At 42.6% G+C, this 17,346-nt stretch carries 15 protein-coding genes and 2 pseudogenes; 11 read left to right on the plus strand and 6 right to left on the minus strand.

Translation table 11 applies throughout. The annotated features are described in order from the left end of the window. Nucleotides 1–96 precede the first annotated feature (96 nt). Nucleotides 97–1,110, minus strand: a complete 1,014-nt coding sequence (gnd, locus tag RRG12_RS13180; protein ID WP_420759595.1) for a phosphogluconate dehydrogenase (NAD(+)-dependent, decarboxylating) — start codon at nucleotides 1,108–1,110, stop codon at nucleotides 97–99. Between the two features lie 14 nt (nucleotides 1,111–1,124). After that, nucleotides 1,125–1,616 (minus strand): hypothetical protein, encoded by a 492-nt coding sequence (locus tag RRG12_RS13185; RefSeq protein ID WP_420759596.1) that lies wholly within the window; start codon nucleotides 1,614–1,616, stop codon nucleotides 1,125–1,127. A 296-nt stretch (nucleotides 1,617–1,912) separates the two neighbouring features. Here RRG12_RS13185 and RRG12_RS13190 point away from each other — a divergent pair, with 296 nt between their 5' ends. The 7 genes and pseudogenes from RRG12_RS13190 (at nucleotide 1,913) to RRG12_RS13220 (ending at nucleotide 7,169) form a co-directional block, all read left to right on the plus strand. After that, the gene (locus RRG12_RS13190; RefSeq protein ID WP_420759597.1) at nucleotides 1,913–2,812 is read left to right on the plus strand and encodes a hypothetical protein; all 900 of its coding nucleotides are present in this window, start codon (nucleotides 1,913–1,915) and stop codon (nucleotides 2,810–2,812) included. A gap of 82 nt (nucleotides 2,813–2,894) precedes the next feature. Then, complete coding sequence (locus tag RRG12_RS13195; protein WP_420759598.1) at nucleotides 2,895–3,320, plus strand: hypothetical protein; 426 nt, start codon at nucleotides 2,895–2,897, stop codon at nucleotides 3,318–3,320. A gap of 543 nt (nucleotides 3,321–3,863) precedes the next feature. Continuing rightward, on the plus strand, nucleotides 3,864–4,259 hold the full coding sequence (locus RRG12_RS13200) for a helix-turn-helix domain-containing protein (protein WP_420758873.1): 396 nt from the start codon (nucleotides 3,864–3,866) through the stop codon (nucleotides 4,257–4,259). A 23-nt stretch (nucleotides 4,260–4,282) separates the two neighbouring features. Further along, nucleotides 4,283–4,822 carry an IS630 family transposase gene (locus RRG12_RS13205; protein WP_420758872.1) on the plus strand — a complete coding sequence of 180 codons (540 nt, stop codon included), beginning with the start codon at nucleotides 4,283–4,285 and terminating at the stop codon, nucleotides 4,820–4,822. 208 nt (nucleotides 4,823–5,030) lie between these two features. Next, a complete protein-coding gene (locus tag RRG12_RS13210; protein WP_256874658.1) occupies nucleotides 5,031–5,540 on the plus strand; it encodes an SRPBCC family protein in 510 nt (169 codons plus the stop codon). Between the two features lie 11 nt (nucleotides 5,541–5,551). Beyond that, nucleotides 5,552–5,800: pseudogene (locus tag RRG12_RS13215) on the plus strand (alcohol dehydrogenase catalytic domain-containing protein); the annotation flags it as partial. A gap of 199 nt (nucleotides 5,801–5,999) precedes the next feature. After that, a complete protein-coding gene (locus RRG12_RS13220; protein ID WP_179076027.1) occupies nucleotides 6,000–7,169 on the plus strand; it encodes a zinc-dependent alcohol dehydrogenase in 1,170 nt (389 codons plus the stop codon). A 398-nt stretch (nucleotides 7,170–7,567) separates the two neighbouring features. On the opposite strand, the pseudogene RRG12_RS13225 reads toward RRG12_RS13220, so the two are convergent. Next, nucleotides 7,568–8,135 (minus strand): annotated as a pseudogene (locus RRG12_RS13225) (ISL3 family transposase); the annotation flags it as partial. A gap of 60 nt (nucleotides 8,136–8,195) precedes the next feature. Further along, complete coding sequence (rpaB, locus tag RRG12_RS13230) at nucleotides 8,196–8,969, minus strand: response regulator transcription factor RpaB (RefSeq protein WP_420759599.1); 774 nt, start codon at nucleotides 8,967–8,969, stop codon at nucleotides 8,196–8,198. A gap of 277 nt (nucleotides 8,970–9,246) precedes the next feature. Here rpaB and RRG12_RS13235 point away from each other — a divergent pair, with 277 nt between their 5' ends. The 4 genes from RRG12_RS13235 (at nucleotide 9,247) to RRG12_RS13250 (ending at nucleotide 12,626) form a co-directional block, all read left to right on the plus strand. Beyond that, the gene (locus RRG12_RS13235) at nucleotides 9,247–9,540 is read left to right on the plus strand and encodes a hypothetical protein (protein ID WP_420759600.1); all 294 of its coding nucleotides are present in this window, start codon (nucleotides 9,247–9,249) and stop codon (nucleotides 9,538–9,540) included. A gap of 906 nt (nucleotides 9,541–10,446) precedes the next feature. Beyond that, nucleotides 10,447–11,463 carry a tyrosine-type recombinase/integrase gene (locus tag RRG12_RS13240; protein ID WP_420759626.1) on the plus strand — a complete coding sequence of 339 codons (1,017 nt, stop codon included), beginning with the start codon at nucleotides 10,447–10,449 and terminating at the stop codon, nucleotides 11,461–11,463. A gap of 3 nt (nucleotides 11,464–11,466) precedes the next feature. Continuing rightward, a complete protein-coding gene (locus RRG12_RS13245; RefSeq protein WP_420759601.1) occupies nucleotides 11,467–11,934 on the plus strand; it encodes a hypothetical protein in 468 nt (155 codons plus the stop codon). Nucleotides 11,935–11,936: 2 nt separating this feature from the next. After that, the gene (locus RRG12_RS13250; protein WP_420759602.1) at nucleotides 11,937–12,626 is read left to right on the plus strand and encodes a hypothetical protein; all 690 of its coding nucleotides are present in this window, start codon (nucleotides 11,937–11,939) and stop codon (nucleotides 12,624–12,626) included. A gap of 396 nt (nucleotides 12,627–13,022) precedes the next feature. On the opposite strand, the gene RRG12_RS13255 is transcribed toward RRG12_RS13250, so the two are convergent. Together RRG12_RS13255 and RRG12_RS13260 are read right to left on the minus strand one after the other, a co-directional pair. After that, nucleotides 13,023–14,534 (minus strand): carotenoid oxygenase family protein, encoded by a 1,512-nt coding sequence (locus RRG12_RS13255; RefSeq protein WP_420759603.1) that lies wholly within the window; start codon nucleotides 14,532–14,534, stop codon nucleotides 13,023–13,025. A 165-nt stretch (nucleotides 14,535–14,699) separates the two neighbouring features. Next, entirely contained in the window at nucleotides 14,700–17,024 is a 2,325-nt protein-coding gene (locus RRG12_RS13260; RefSeq protein WP_420759604.1) for a carotenoid oxygenase family protein, read from the minus strand. Between the last annotated feature and the right edge of the window lie 322 nt (nucleotides 17,025–17,346).

A 17,346-nucleotide genomic window follows, 5' to 3' on the forward strand; every position in this document is an offset into this window, starting at 1 on the left:
GCGGAGAGGGGAAGCAGGGGAAGCAGGGGGGCAGGGGAGCAGAGGAGCAGAGGAGAAGAAAGCTGATTAAAATCCCCGCGTCCTCGCGTTCCCGTGTCATTTTTCCAGATGCCCACCAAACTCGTAGCGCAACGCAGAGATGAGTTTATTGGCAAAGTCTGATTGACCGCGAGAGCTAAATCGTGTGTAGAGGGCTGTACTAAGGACGGGAACAGGAACTCCTTCTTCAATGGCTGCCATTAGTGTCCATCGACCTTCTCCAGAGTCAGATACGCGCCCCTCGAAGTTGGCTAAGTCGGGGTCTTTGAGAAGGGCGATCGCGATTAAATCAAGTAACCAAGAACTAATCACGCTCCCCCTGCGCCACACCTCTGCTATATCTGCGAGATTAAAGTCGTATTGGTAGAATTCCGGATTTCGCAAGGGAGCCGTTTCTGCATCGACTTGATGCAACTGTTTGCCAATATTGGCATGGTGAAGAATGTTCAACCCTTCGGCATAAGCTGCCATGATGCCGTATTCAATGCCGTTGTGAACCATTTTGACAAAGTGCCCTGCACCATGAGAGCCACAATGCAAATAGCCCTGTTCAGCTGTTCCCCCCATTAACTCACGACCAGGGGTGTGCGGTGCAGCTGATACACCAGGAGCCAGCGCTGCAAAGATGGGGTTAAGATATTTCACCACCGCCAATGCGCCACCAATCATGAGACAGTAGCCGCGTTCTGCCCCCCAAATGCCGCCGCTAGTTCCACAATCAATGTATTCAATTCCTTTGACTTTTAATTGATCTGCACGACGAATGTCATCAATGTAGTGAGAATTGCCACCATCAATGATAATGTCGTCAGCGTCTAGAAACGGCATGAGAGTGTGTAGGGTAGCATCTACTGTCGCTGCGGGTAGCATCAGCCAGACGGCGCGGGGTGGCGTGAGTGCTTCGATGAGTTCAACGAATGATGTTACACCACGGGCGATCGCTCCTTCCTGAACCAGCACCTCTGCTTTTTGTGGCTGACGAGTGTACCCAATGACGGTATGTCCAGCCTGGGTTAGACGGTGTGCCATGTTAGCTCCCATTCGTCCTAGTCCTATCATTCCCAGTTCCATAACATGCCCTGTATTCAAGTGAGAAAAATTGGGAGTATCCATCCCGCAATAGCGCCAGTAGCGCAGACGGCTGTTAGAATCAGGAAAACCTCAGTTCGACTTAACTCTATTTCCAGCAAATTTTCGACGGACTGGTCTAATGCCATATCCAGGGTAAAAATGCCAATCCAGGATAGAGCGATCGCTATTGCCCAGCCCAATAATCCGCTTGATATCGATGCTCCAGTTAGAATCCATGCAGAACCGAATGTGAGAGATAACAATCCCGCCCAGACGGGAAAGCCAGTGAGTATGCAGGCACGGACTGCGGCAATTGTCAAAATGAACATCGGTATTGCAATCGTCGAGAAATGGCGATCGAGCCAGAGAGTCCATCCCAATCCTCCATATCCCAGCATTAGTACCGTCAGCCAAACTAGACTATAGAGAAAATGTTTCCAATAAAATTCTTTTGATTCTGGTCGGTTATGGTCTTGTTCAAATGTAGTTACAATTTTGTTAACCATAGGTCTTATACCTCTCTACAAAGACGAATCAGTTAACCAAGCCTGAATCTAGGATTTGTCCAATTTTTCCCATTTCCTTATCTTCTTAACGAATCTGCCCTAACGTTAGTTGGCAAATCTAAGGAAAATCTGAGCAGATACTGATACTAAATTGCGTTTAGAAACACTTATCTCTGCTTTCACAAAAGCATTGGTCTTTAAACGTCCTCATTTTTTGCTTAGATTATCTCGCTACAATTCCCACGTTGATCTAGTAATTAGCTCATGCTACGAGAGGAACCCTAGGGAGTGAGATCATGACTAAACCGATTCAAATTCTGTTACAGACAACAATTCCCACCAATGAAGATGATTGGTATATTGGGCGATTTTCTTTGCTAAAGGACTATTTAGCTTCGTTGAAAAGTGACACTGGGGAACCCCTGTACCAGGTAACAGCAAGGGATCGAGAAAATACTGCTGAAAAAAACGATCCAGTTTTAAGTACGCTAGAGAATTCAGATTTTGATGAACTGTGGCTGTTTGCTGTGGATGTAGGGGATGGCATAACTCCAAAGGAGTGTCAGAGCATCAGTGCCTTCCGTCAGCGCGGCGGCGGTTTATTGGTCAGCCGTGACCATCAGGATGTAGGTTGTTCGGTTTGCAATCTTGGTGGTGTCGGCGCAGCCCATTACTTTCACAGTAAGAATCCCGATCCCGATCCCTCACACCACTACCCTGATGACATCTACACTAAGTATATTTCCTGGCCCAACTTCCATTCTGGGTTAAATGGTGACTACGAGAAAATTACTCTCATAGAACCTATTCATGACTTACTCAAGAATCCTACATCACCTTCTGAGGAGATTGAATTCTTTCCGGCTCATCCCCATGAAGGAGCCGTAGGTGTGCCTGCAAACGAGAAGAATGCACGAGTAATTGCCTTGGGTACAAGCTCAGTCTCCGGTCGGGACTTCAACTTAGTAGTTGCTTTTGAAAGTACCCAGGATGAACAAGGAAATATTTTAGGACGTGCGATCGCTGAATCAAGCTTCCACCATTTCGCCGACTACAATTGGGATGTTGATATGGGCGCACCTAGCTTTGTAACCGAACCCCCTGGAGATGGGATGAAGCAAAACCCACAAGCCCTTGAACATATTAAAGCCTATGTGCGAAACTTAGCCCTCTGGCTGGCTCCTACCTCAAGTTAAAGGAAAGTCTCCCATCCTTAAAGCAATACTCCGGACAATTTTTAGTTGAGGGAATCGACAAGAAAGCTATCGAACCATTAAGGTGCTGATTAGAAAAAACTTGCACCGTATCGATGGCTATGGGTTGCTGGCGGAACAAACCTTTGACCGAGGCTTCTGTCCCGACCTGACGCGGATGGATTACTATCTCCACCACCTGGAAATTACTCAACCTCAATTACCTTCCCAAGTTCGTTACCTGACTGTGGATGGAGCATATACCAAGGAGCCATTTGTCACGGGGGTAAGGGCGCTCAAACTGGATGTGATTAGTAAACTTCGTCGAGACGCGAATCTGCGATATGTGTTTGAGGGTGAACAGAAAGCACGGGGGCTAAACGCAAAACAGATATCAACCAATCGGCAGACGAGATTTATCATTTCTACAAACTGCGTTTTCAAATCGAATTTAGGCTCTTCCGTAGATGTTATGCTGAACTTTAAAGGAAAATTCGGAATTTACCTTTAATAGCAAGGCTTTTGGGCAGTTTTAGCCTTGATTTTATTCCAAAGGCTAAAAATCACAGGTTAAAAGCTATCTTTCTTGCCCAGTAAGGAATCTGAGCTATTTTATAAGCGTTTTTAGCATAACAAGTAATGAAGAACCCGAATTTATCTTCCGCGATGCTAAACAGTTTACCGGGCTAAGTGATTGTCAAGCCCGTGATGTCAAAAAGCTTGACTTTCATTTTAATGCCAGTTTCACTGCCCTTAATATTGCCAAGCTCGATGCTCATCGACAGCACTGAGAACCGCTATATGTTAATAATACATCTTTAAAAGTCCGTTGGGAGTACGGTGTCCTCCAACAATTCACAATCATACCTTGAGCATTCAATATTCAATGTTTAGATGCGTTCGCGCTGTTCTGCTTTTTGGGAGAAGGCTCGCTAGCGTTGTGCTAACACCATTTCTGCTTCTGAAAAAGCAACTATTTTGTAAATTAGCTATAGCGGTTATTAGTCTAGTTCAGTACACTAGGAGACAGCAATTCTACAGATAATTGGTGGCGATGAAAGCCTACTCTCTCGACTTGCGTCAGAAAATTGTTGATGCTTATGCCTGCGGTAACATTTCCCAACGAAAACTGGCTAAAAACTTTGGTGTCACTTTAAGTTTTGTGCAAAATTTACTTAAACGCCATCGAGAATTGGGTACGATAGGCCCCAAGGTACGGACTGAGCAGACACCAACAAAGTTGAATGCCGAACAGATCGAAATCCTGCGCCAACTCGTCACAGCACAGCCGGATGCGACCTTAAGCGAATTGCGGGAACGACTTTACGAGAAAACAGAGGTCTTAATTGGGGTAGCCACGGTGAATCGGATGGTTCGCTTTCAACTTCACCTCAACCTCAAAAAAAAAGTCTCCACCCCACGAAAAAATACACTGATGAAGTCCAACTAGCCCGATTTGAGTACTGGAAACTCTTGAGGGGGATACCGGTGGAAAATCTGATTTTCTTAGATGAATCGGGGGTGAATCTGTCCTTCATCCGCAAATGTGCCCGCGCCTTACCAGGGCTACGAGCTTATGCTCAAAAGCCCAACCGTAAAGGGAAAAATGTCTCGGTAATTGGTGCCATTAGCTTAAAAGGACTGCTGACCCAGTGGAGTGGTTTAGGTTCTATCGATGCCTTGACCTTTGATGCCTTCATCTCTCAAAAGCTCGTACCTCAGCTTTGGACTGGTGCAGTCGTTCTAATGGATAACTGCTCGATCCATAAAAGTGATGAACTTGAAGCTTTGATCATCGCTGCTGGCGCGAGCCTCATTTATCTCCCCCCCTACTCTCCCGATTTTTCACCGATTGAGAATTGTTGGTCTAAGATTAAGAACATTCTCCGTCGTATCGGTGCAAGGACATACACTGATTTACTCCAGGCATTAGATACGGCATTCGCAGAAGTGACGATAGAGAATTTACTCGGTTGGTTTACTCACTGTTGCTACTGTACTTCAGAAGACTGATAACCGCTATAAGTGTTTTTATATACAAATATTGTAACTGCCAATTACTACTTTTGAAGTATCAATTTATTGAACAACTAAGACTATTGAAAGAGTATAAGTAATTTTTTTTTAACTACAACTCTAAGTAATAGAAGAGTTAAGACAAATCAATTTGTCCCAAGTTTGATAATTAAAAGACATATAGCAAACACAAGAGGCAACGGTCATGAGTACAGTCATGAACCAACGGATCAAAGTTGAAAAGACTTTAACCATTAACAAACCAGTAGAGGAACTTTATCGCTTTTGGCGTAACTTTGATAACTTGCCACGCTTTATCAAGCATCTCAAAGAGGTGAGGGTATACGACGAGAAGCGATCGCACTGGATTAGCAAAGGATTCTTAAATGAAAGCGTTGAGTGGGATGTAGTCATTACCGAAGACCGAGAAAACGAATTGATTGCCTGGACTTCGGTTGAAGGCGCAGCAATTGAAACCTCTGGTCGCGTCCACTTCAAGCCAGCACCTGGGGATCGTGGCACTGAGGTAAAAACAATCCGAGAATTTACCCCGCCTGGAGGTGCGATTGGAGCTGCGTTGGCGAAGCCCGTCGCAGACATCGCTAAATTATTTGGCGAAGACCCAGAACTGCAAATTAAAGAAGATTTACGCCGCTTCAAAATGCTGATGGAAGCAGGCGAGATTGCCACAACCGAAGGTCAACCGCGAGGTTAATAAATATTGCTATGAAAGCTGTTTGTTGGTACGGCACTAACAATGTGCGGGTGGAAACAGTGCCAGACCCAAAAATAATTAACCCCCGCGATGCCATCCTCAAAGTTACATCAGCAACCATCTGCGGTTCTGACTTGCATATCTACAATGGCTACATCTCGACGATGGAACCGGGTGACATTATTGGTCACGAGTTTATGGGAGAAATCGTTGATATTGGCAATGAAGTCAAGAAATTGAAAAAAGGCGATCGCGTATTGAAGGGCGAAGTCGATCCATCTGCTGTGTTCACGCATCACTTACCTCTAACAGAAGCCAAGCATGGCTTCGATCTGTTCAGCCAAAGAAAAGATCACTGCATAAAAGTTAGGTTACAGCCTTGCGTTGGGGGCTGAGAGGAGCAGAGGAGACAAGGAAAATAACCACTGACAACTAACTATCAACAAAGGATTAATGGCTATGAAAGCAGTTTGCTGGAACGGTGCCAACGATGTACGGGTGGAAACAGTACCCGATCCAAAAATCATTAATCCGCGTGATGCTGTTATTAAAATCACGACAACAGCAATTTGCGGTTCTGATTTACACCTTTATAACGGCTACGTCCCCACAATGGAAAAGGGCGATATCCTTGGTCATGAAATGATGGGGGAAGTCGTTGAAATAGGCAGTGCCGTCAAAAATTTAAATATAGGCGATCGCGTGGTTGTACCATTCCCTATCGCCTGTGGTAACTGCTGGTACTGTCAACATGACTTCTGGTCATTGTGCGATAACTCTAACCCAAACGCTTGGTTAGCAGAAAAATTCATGGGTTATTCACCCTCTGGTATTTTTGGCTACTCTCATATGCTAGGTGGCTACGCTGGTGGTCAAGCTGAATATGCCCGCGTTCCCTTTGCCGATACTGGTTTGTTTAAGATTCCTGATGGACTAACAGACGAACAAGTAGTGTTTTTAACAGATATCTTCCCCACCGGATATATGGCGGCAGATAACTGTAATATTCAGCCCGGTGATATTGTCGCAGTCTGGGGGTGTGGCCCAGTCGCACAATTCACAATAAGAAGTGCTTATCTACTTGGTGCTGAACGAGTCATCGCTATCGATCGAATTCCCGAACGCCTACAGATGGCTAAAGATCAAGGCAAAGCAGAAATCCTTAACTATGAGGAAGTAGATGTTGGTGAAGCCCTCAAAGAAATGACAGGTGGACGCGGCCCAGATGCTTGCATTGATGCTGTGGGGTTGGAAGCACACGGGACGGGTCTAGAAGGAGTATACGACGAAGTAAAGCAAGCAGTGCGTCTGGAAACAGACCGGCCCCATGTGCTGCGGCAAGTGATGATTGACTGTCGCAAAGGCGGTCACGTGTCAATTCCTGGTGTTTATGTCGGCGTTGTAGACAAAATACCTATGGGTGCTGCCATGAACAAAGCCTTAGTATTCAAAATGGGACAAACGCACGTTCATAAGTACTTAAACACGTTACTCGATCACATCCAAAATGGCAGGATCGATCCATCTTTCGTGATCACCCATCGTCTACCCTTAGATGAAGCACCCCGGGGTTACGAAATTTTCAAAGACAAGAAGGAAAACTGTATCAAAGTTGTACTCAAACCATAAGGCAGGAGAAAAGACACGGAGAGTGGGAGACGCAAAGAAAGAACTCTCCATGTCCCTCTATCCCCGCACGCAACTTCTCTCCGTGTCCTTCTAATCGATAGATAGCCTTGTACAAAGTACAGCAAGCACTAGTATTATGACAGTATTATGACTACCCCTAAAATTCACTCCTTTATCTGTTATCTGTACAAATAACTTTATTCTTGTCGTATTTTACACCGAAGCGCATTGTTGGCAGTTTCGGAGCATCAGTGACAATGGTGCGGTGTTTGGCGAGCAAAAGCTTTACAATACAGCATCAGCAGCTATTGTTGCTGGTCGTGATTGGATATATCAGGATGCATGAAGGCAAAACTTGGTGCAGCACTTGTAGAAAAACGCACTTTCGCTTCATCTACTTTGATAGCAGAGTTCCCCCAGCCCAGTTTAAAGACTCCCGCATACCAATCATTAGTGTTATTAAAAATTTTCCGAAATTTTTCTTTGAGTTCATACATTACTTTCAACATTGGAGATACACTTTTAACTTGAATCAGTTTATTCAATTGCTCTTCGCTTAAGTTATCTTCATTCTTAAGCAACGGATATTTGCTACTCTTTAATCCTTCTAATATTTGTTGACATTCAACTTTATCTGCTGCTAATTTTATTTTTTTTGATTAATTCTTCTACATTGCGCTTCTCTCTTTTTATTTGTGTATCTAACTCTTTACTTATCTGTGTCATCACATGAAATCTATCTGCTACGACTTGAGCATTTGGCATTAATTCTATAACTAAATTTTTATACCCTTGCCATAAATCTATACTTAATTCTTCTATTCGCTCTAAAACTTCAACTCCGCACCCTGTAAGTACTTCAGCTATTACCGTTTTTGTACGATCGCTTAACATAGTAATCACTTTAGATGCATCTAAATCTATTAGTACTGCACAGTAATGGCCCTTTCCTTTAACTAGGGTCATCGCATAACCTAGACCTTTACTTATGCCTGTAATTAAGATGAGCTTACTCATATTTTTCTATTATTCCTGTTCTGAATCAATAATTCGTGGGAAAAAATAACCGCTACCTCTTGCTGTAATAATTAATTCTGGGTTATTGGGATCGGATTCTACCTTTGTCCGCAATCGTGAAATATGCACATCTACCACACGGGTGTCTGTACTCATCTCTGGTACAAAGCCCCACAATTGCCGTAATATTTTAGCCCTTGAAAAAATCTTTCCCGAATCATTCACTAACAACTCTAGTAAGCTAAATTCTATACCTGTCAACCGAATGCGTTGCTCATTTTTATGGACTTGCCGCTTACTTGTATCGATTTTCAGGTCGCCTGTATGAATTATAAAAGAGTTAGGAATAGTATTCATACTAGTTTTGTGGGAGCGCCGTTTTAGTACACAGGCAATTCGAGCTTCTAGTTCTTTGGGTGAGAAAGGTTTTGTCATGTAGTCATCAGCACCGAGTTCCAGCCCAGTGATTCGGTCTGCTACATCTGCCAAGGCTGTTAGCATAATAATTGGTACGTCTGATTGTTTCCGTAATTCTTGACAGACACCATAACCATCTAGTTTTGGCATCATTACATCCAGAACTATCAAATCAGGAGTTAAGAGACTAAAAGCTGACAAAGCTTCTTCGCCATCACTAGCTGTAACTACACTGTAGCCAATCATTTCTAACCGCGTCTGTAAAATTCGGCGGATGCTGGCTTCGTCATCTACTACTAAGATTGTGCCTTTTTCAGCTGATAAGTTTCTCAACGCTGTTCCTCCACAGCGAGAACTCTTAACCATCCATTATCTGCTTATTAGGAGTCAAAAGCGCAAAACAATCTTGAGTTACAGTCATGATGAAGAAGCGATCGCTTAATACTTGCATCTGTCCAACAGATTATGCTGGGACATCTACCCGAAAAAGAGATTTGTACACAATTAATAAATTCCTCAACAAGGGACTCGTATTTCCCATCGATTTGGTGTACCTTGTTAATTCTGTGCAAATTATTTATACCTAACTTCTCGCAACTTTACTCTTCCAAATTTTAAGCCAATGCCTTCAAGGGAACAGCCAATGAAAACTTCTAATGATACAGATATTAAGAAGATCATCAAAAAATCCGACAAGCTTACCCTGAGACAGATGAAGCTAATCGAGGAGGCTGAAGACCAACTTCTTCAAGCTAATACTCTCAATTCTCCAGCCCCTGTGGTTGAGGTTGAGGAGAAACCAGTAATCACTCCAGAACCCAGAGTTGCTGACTATGTTCCATTCCTTGACAATCCTCCAGTACAATCTGTGGGCAATTCTGGCTGGCAGATTTCTGATGTCTGGCGGGATCTACGCGTGGATAGCTTCTCGAATTAAATCGGTGTCGGTTCGCAGACTAATTGAAATTTTTCGCCAAATGAGGATAAAAGGTCGTAACTCATTACAGTATAAGGCTTTGGAGAAATACTTTTCTAATTAGCGATCGCTGTATAGTACGAGAGAATAAGGGTTATACAAGGTCATTTTCACTTAGTCTGCGAACCCACAAACCCACACCGACACCGGAACTAAGGCAACCGCCTGAGCAACTTTTGTAAACTATCTTTGCACCAAGTCAAAGCTATAGTTGAATTGTGCCTATAATAAGTTACGGCTAACTATAACTGAAAGTTAGCACTTCAAACCTGTATATTGCTTGACTTACGCATTATAAGCGATACCAGGGATAACCAAAATTCATCGGCAGCGCAATAGTTTCTATTCTCGTTGCCAATATGCTCAGTCAGCGATCGCATATTGGTGAAAGTGTTGTGTCTGGGGGGAAGTGGTATTAATCGTAGTTTTTGGCGGATAAAAGATAAGGGTATGTTATTTTGTGTTCTCCAGGATTCGTGTATTGTCACTGAAAGCATAAGATGAGCAAGTTGCTCGCTTTATGGTTTCAAAGCAGGTTGCTCATCTTATGCTTACAAAAGTAGAGGTAGTGAACTCAAACAGAAAGTAGCTCTGTTGCTCGATTTCGGTTTTCATAGCAGCTATACCTAACCAAAGTTTTAATGCTGGGTATGAATATATTTGCTCACATTATGGTTACAAAACAAAACCTTTGCTCATGTTATGGTTTCAAAACCTGTTTTCGATAAATAATTTCCGACGTAGTATAAAGGCTTTGGGCTACGTAATTGCTCAACTTATGCTTTCAAAGTTGCTCATCTTATCCTTACAGTGACATGTATACTGAACTTTTAAATTCAGAACTACCGAGTGCGATCGCGCAAGATTATTGTGAATAACCCTGAACTAAATAACTTACCTCCCATTAAACTTATTCCTCTGGACGCTGAAACTGCATCGCTCTCTGGGCGTACTAGAGTTACAAGACCACCAACCGATATTCGGTGGGTAAAAGTTCTGGAATTTTTACGCAGCAACAATCTCGCACCAAACAGCCGCAAGCTTTACGAACGAGAACTCAAACGATTTTTGGCTTGGAGTGAGCTGCACTATCATGAACTGCGTCCACGTCACCTTGCGCTATATAAAGAATATCTCCGTGATGAAATACGTACAGATGCAGGTAATCCCCTTTCAAAAAGCAGCATCAATGCGGGAATTGCGGCACTCAAAAGCTTTTTCAAATGGATGTGTTACACGTATCCTGAAATTATTGCTACTAATCCTACACTAGGGATAAAACTGGAAAAAGTGCCACTACCACCAGCCCAGAGTTTAACCCCTGAAGAAATGGAACAGGTTTGGTCAGCGTTGGAATTCTTGGGAGAAACAAGGCAACGGGATACAGCACTCGTTCACATTCTTAGTCATGGACTCCGGGCTGGGGAAGTTGTGCAGTTAAATGTTGGCTCATTTGATGGCAAGCTGCTATTTTTACCAGACACCAAAACCAATGAACCACGCTTGGTTCCACTGCGAAAGGAGAGTCGGGAAGTTTTAGCAGAGTATTTGCAATTGCGCGAACAGCAAGGGGAGGTGTTAAACAGCCTTAGTCCATTGATGATTTCACATCATGCTTCATACAAGGGTGAACGCTTGAGTTATCACGGCATTTACTTCGCTGTGGAAAAAATCGGTGAAATAGCTCACATTGAGGATTTGCACCCTCACTCCTTTCGCCACACCTATGCCACTGACTTATTGCTATTGGGAGTTGACCCCAGCCATGCCCGTAAGCTAACGGGACATCAAAGCGAGAAAGCCTTTCGGCGCTATACCCTTCGTAGTGAGCAAGAAGCAGCGATCGCTGCTTACTATCGTGCGATTGGCGAAGAAGCGGAGTAAGGTATGCCGAAACCGTTAGACCCCAAGTGTCAGCTATGCGCCAAATTACCAACTGCCCAAGCCAAAGTTTTACATGGAACAGCAGGGGACGGGTGTTGGAATCCAAAAGTCTGCCACAATCGCCGCTCATTCTATCGCCACCGCTCCCAAAATAATTCAGCAGAAATTGATTCAGTAACAGTCGAACCACCAGCAACATATTTTGCAGTGCTGTATTTGTATAAAGAACCAGGGGATAAACCATTGCACGCCTTGGGCGCAGAACTGTGGCTGGGACAACAGCCTATTTGTCGCTTAGAACCAATTCACTGTTTTGGGTTAACGGCTGGTAAGATCCGCGCCTATACAGATCAGGTGTTGCAGGCGTTTGCGAAACAATATGGTGTTTCGCTGTATCAATATAAGGATATGTTTGAAATTACCTCAAGTTACTGCCCAGTGCGGCCTTGCCCCTTGCATCCACAATCTTAGAGATGACCACATATCGTCAATTAACAATTTGGGATGTGCTTGATGAGTTGTCCGAGTCTCCACCAACTTCTTCCCTTGATGCTATGTGGGATTGTTTGGATGCCGAGCTAGAAAGTTTACCCTTGGAGGCACAGTTATCAACCGCAGCGCTTGCCTTCAGTCAGATTGCGGATATTCTCAAGTCTCGTGCCGAAGTGCTGTTGCAAGATACCCGCGATCGCAACAGTCTTTTAGGGCCAATTGTTAGCACCGATCTCTTTGCTGGTTTAGTGCGGACAACAATGCACCTAGATTTAGATGATTTGATTGAACCGCAAATACCACAAACCTTTAAACCACACGGCCCACACCAATTTTCATCTCCTACTGAGTTGGGTGATTCTGTAGCAGCACCTGTTGAAAAAGCAAATGTTTTGGCAATGCTTGATGAGGTGACAACTTTAGAAGATGTCCGCAATTTGGCATCAGATGAGGATGTCCAAAAATGGCAGAACGCGATCGCTAACTACCTGATAAATGTTAAAGATGAGATTTGTTTAGTTAAACTGCAACGTGTGTTGCAAATGCCGATGGTAGAGGTGTGGTTAGGATTGTTGCTTGGTGGTTTTACCTTGGAGCAACGTGGAGATTTTTATAACAGTCGGAATATTTGGGTAAAAAGTTCTCCAATTGTGGGTTTGCAGATAAGATGAAATTTGAACAACGAAACTACAAAGGTTTCAGCCGATGCGATTCGCACATAAAGTGAAATCGACTGTGAAGCAAGGCTTTGAGCTTCGTGCCAATTCGCGCATAACTCAGGGTATTTTCTTCAATTTTGATGACAATTTATACCTAGTTTTCTAAATATTCTATAGTTAAGCTGCTTGGTCACCTATGGCACGGAGCGATCGCCTGGAGTGAGGCGTAAGCCTGTTGCACTTCAAAAGTACGCTTTTAAAAGCATTCGGGCTGTCGTTAAATCAAAGTCGGAAAATTTCAATTTATGTGCGAATTGAATATTTGGCTCAAACCCAGACTCCACAATGAATTTTACTTTATGCGCGAATATCGGTACCTGGAACCCTTATAAATTCGTTGTCAGAATTTCATCTTATCTGCGAACCCACAAAAGTGCCATGCAAACCATAGGGGACGTGATGCTTTAAGTGCAGGCGAGCTATGGGTCCTTGGCTGAGGCATTTCCCATCCAAAATTACAACATCAGTGCGGTGGTGGGCGGCATCATAAACCAGGGTGATAACCCAACCATCATCCTCTGCTAAGGGTGTAGAGCTTTCTTTTACACTTGAGCGCGGTACAAAAACAGGTTCTCCTACAAACCCCTTGGGAGCCGCACTCCAAAACTCTTGCTGTCCCGATTCTGGGTTTATTTTCAGTATCGCTTGCAGAGGCGCATTGCCCCCAGCTTGATCAGCAGCACCTAAAAAAATCCAGCGATGGGGTTGTCCAATTCGCTCAGAACAGACTTGGGGAAATTCTACACACCGAGAATCAACCAGCTCCCGTCTAGCAGTTTTCTGACTTAAATTCAGGTGAAACCGCCAAAGTTGACCAGGAGGTAATTGGTCAAAGTCAGTATTATCTGGGTAACTAAGTTTGTGGTCAAGACCAACAAAGTCTTGATAACAAACGGAATCTACAATTATCTCATCTCCCTGTTCAAAAGCATTGGCGTGATGAAAGACAAAGCAAGAATCAGTTTCTATAACCTGCACGGCTTCCCTTTCGTGGCGAGGAATTATCCAGACTCGCGTGGGTCGATCTGGCTGAAGCTTAATAGACTCCGCCGCCCCGCGAAAGCCAAAAACGTAGGGGAAGGGATTGAAGGATACCGGAGGCTGAAAAAACAGGCAATAGTTAGGGGTAATTGCAAAGTCATGAATAAACAAAAACCCTGGAACTCGATGTGTCAAGTGTTGAACTACAGTTCCAGCAATATCCAGCTCATAGGTATGAATTTTCGAGAATAGACCAGCATTAATAGCAAACGCTACCAAACGAGGAGCTTGAGCGGAGTTCCCTGGAGAAATCTTCGGATGAGCGGCAATAGGAGAACCTTTACGGAGCAGTCCATCAAAAGTTTCAATACCCAAAGTCTCCAGAGTTTTGGCGTTGAGGCGGTAAGGATTTGCAGCTTCCCACAGCGCCAGCAGTTTCTCTCCCCAATATATTACTTGCGTATTAGCAACATTTTTTAACCGCAAATCAAAGATATTAGCTAACCAACCACCTGGTTTTTGTGTGCCAAATACGCCTCGATAAAGCATACGTTTAGCAGTGCGTTCTGCCAGATAACCCTCAGTTTCAATAAATCGATTACGAAAATGGGCTTGTCCTTGGGAAAAAGTAATGGCGCAAATCATACCATCTCCATCCCAAGGATGGTGGAGTCGCTGACCATTCACATCTAGCAGTCCTGGGCCATTGCGAAACAACGTACCATTAAGTTCTGGTGGAATTTCGCCCTCAACATCATCAATTAAATAGTCAAACTCTTGTTTAAGAGAGCGGGCCCCACCTTTCCAATCTTCAAAAGTGTAAGGGTTGGGTTGTTTGGAGGAAAAATCGGTCTGCACAGAGGTTGTCCGTTTAGTCATTCCTAAATACCATGATGTAATTTGAAGCAAGTTCCTAAAGAACTCCAAAGATTCCACGCTAGAGATGAGGTTTTAAGCTAATGAGCTTTTAAGTTGCGTAAAAGCAGGGCTGGAGCCACTTACTACAAGCAAATGATTCTGAAAAAATGAATGTCGATTAGCTTATTACTCGTCTTTAGGTAACAAAAATTTCTCAAAGTCCTCCTCTAAAGTCTGCTTGGTAAATTCAGGAAAAACTATGTCATTAAACAATTCTTGAACTGCTTTGCCTTTCTTCTCAATCAAATGCTGATAATCTTTTTTCACTGATTCTTCTCGTTTGTGATGACGTTCCTCTACTGAATACTGCTGCTGACGAATATCTGGTAGCCAAGTGGAGTGTATTGTCATGGCAAGATTCAAAGGTTTCTTGTTTGAATCTGAACTAGCACTCAGTCGATAGATTGGTTTATTCTTTAAATTATCGGCATGGAAAATCCAAAACTCATCTGTAGCACGGTCAGATTGACTTGGGTCTGGGTCTAACATTACCGTACACACAATAAAGCCATGAATCGACTCATCTATGTCTTCAGGACAGGGAAGAGAACTAGGAATAAATTGCATTGAACTAACATAACTTCCAGAGGGGAAATGATATGAATCAACAATTTTCATCTGCTGTGTATCTAAACGCAGTAGAGTAATTGGTTTATTTTCCTCTGGTAATTGTTCAACTGGAACAACTCTGCGTGGATCTGATTTATAAGCATCATAAATGCGTTGAGGTATCAGTTCCCATGTAAACCCTAAAGATAACCAGTAAATATTTTTAACTTGTTTAGCTGTTTCTGTTAGCGAATCGCGGTTGAGTTCCCGGTGGGTATATAAAGATAGCGCCCAAGTGGATTGAATATCTTGAACAGTTTCACAACTTTCTATTTTTCCTGTTTCGCCATCAACCACATATCGTCCGAGAGAACCTAAATCAGTTGAACCAACCATCATTCCCTCTAAATCTTCACGAAATGGCTTATCAGGAACAGGCGTATCATGGCGTGTAATCCATTCTGTAACATCCCAACCGTTAACATGACCAACGTGAATTATAATTTTTTTATTATCAGGATTACTATAGTCATCTGTAAAATAGTCAGCTGTAAAATGCGAAATCTCTCTAGGTAGTCTCACCTTTTGAACGGTAATTGTTGTTCGATTACCAGGTAAATCTGCTATAGAATATCCTATGTTTCCCTGATCTAAATCTTGACGATTAACAATATATAAGCTGGCAAATGGAAGAGGTTTAATTGCCTGGAAAAAGACGGCATAAATCCAACTACCTAGTGAATAAGTTCTATTAAATTTCCACAATCTTAAAAATCCAAACAAAAAAGGAGTAAATATTTGTGAAAACTCCATTTTGAAGGCGATATCAGCAAGAATAATATATTTCTCGGTTATTGCTAATTGATGAAGAGATTGGTCAACCAGTACTGGCTCACCATCAGGCAGTACCAATCGCCAACGCTCCGTAGTAGCCTGTAACCCTTTTTGCTCGTCTGCAAATCTATAACGAATTAAATGAGTAAAACGTCCTAACTCTTGCTTGGGATTGAACTCTATTTGTAACAAGGCATAGAATGATTTTACTACTTTGCGGAAACTACTACTATCTAATACCCAATTGACAATTTTTTTAAAATTGCCATTGTAACCTGTTGAATAATTTGTTGTAAATAGCTCATCTCGCTTACCATTTAAGCTATTTAAATCTGTAACATAATGAGCTGAACTAATATAAGTCTCAAAAATATTAATCCATGTAAGCTTAGAAATAACCGGAAAAATGCCGCACCATTCTTCAGTGGAACCTACTGGTTCTAATAGTTCCATACTGTCTGGGTCAAGTTGGTAGGCGCGACCCGCATCCATTGTTAGTAAAAGATGATCTCTAGTCTTTAAAAAAGCTGTATTTAATTGATTTCTCGATCCCAAAACAATACTATAACGACTAGGCCCGCCATTGCGAAAAGCTGAGAAGTAGGAGAAACACTTATATTTTTTAACAAAATATGAAAGTATTTTGTTTCTAAAAAGGGTAAATGGTATGGGTTCTATCGCATAATCTCCTAGATAGAACTGCGTAGCAGGATCTGCATAGTAGCAAGGAGTTTTAGCGATTCTGGTTTTGAGTATTGCTTTGCCATCTTCAAAGCCCAAACGATAGACCATACCATCGCCTGTGTAAAGTTGCGTTCCATCTTCTTGAGGTTTATTTTCAGATTGAAACAAAGCCCCAACGATAAAAGCATAGCCATGCAACCCTGCTGGTAATTCAGCTAATTGTAGCTCTGCTAGAGGAATGATTTCATTTTGCCTATCTTGATTTTCTTGTTTACGAATTTCAAGATGCCAGCAGCCTTCATGACGACTAGTTTTGATAACAGATTTCGGAATATGAAAACTCTTGGAAGGTTGTCCTTTAGAACTAACGTCTTTACTCACCATTTAAATATCTCCTCCAAAACTGTTAAAAATAATCATCAAAATAGCCATCCATATACAAGATGCCAGCCTTTCATGACAGATAAGACCGGATTTTTTGCCAATTCGTAATTATTTTGAAGATGAAATTAAATATATATCGAATCTACATTATTACTAGGTTTTTCGAGGAAATAATGAATGATGCGTAGATGCAAAGAAAGCGGCTTGCTTTTGCCATCACCTGCCTCAAAATTTTGTTTAATACCCCAATTTTTGACAAAAATTAAAGTATAATTACTTATTGACAGAAAAACTGTGATTTTACCCTGTAATTGATAAGTAG

This window comes from Nostoc sp. CALU 546, from assembly GCF_048836525.1.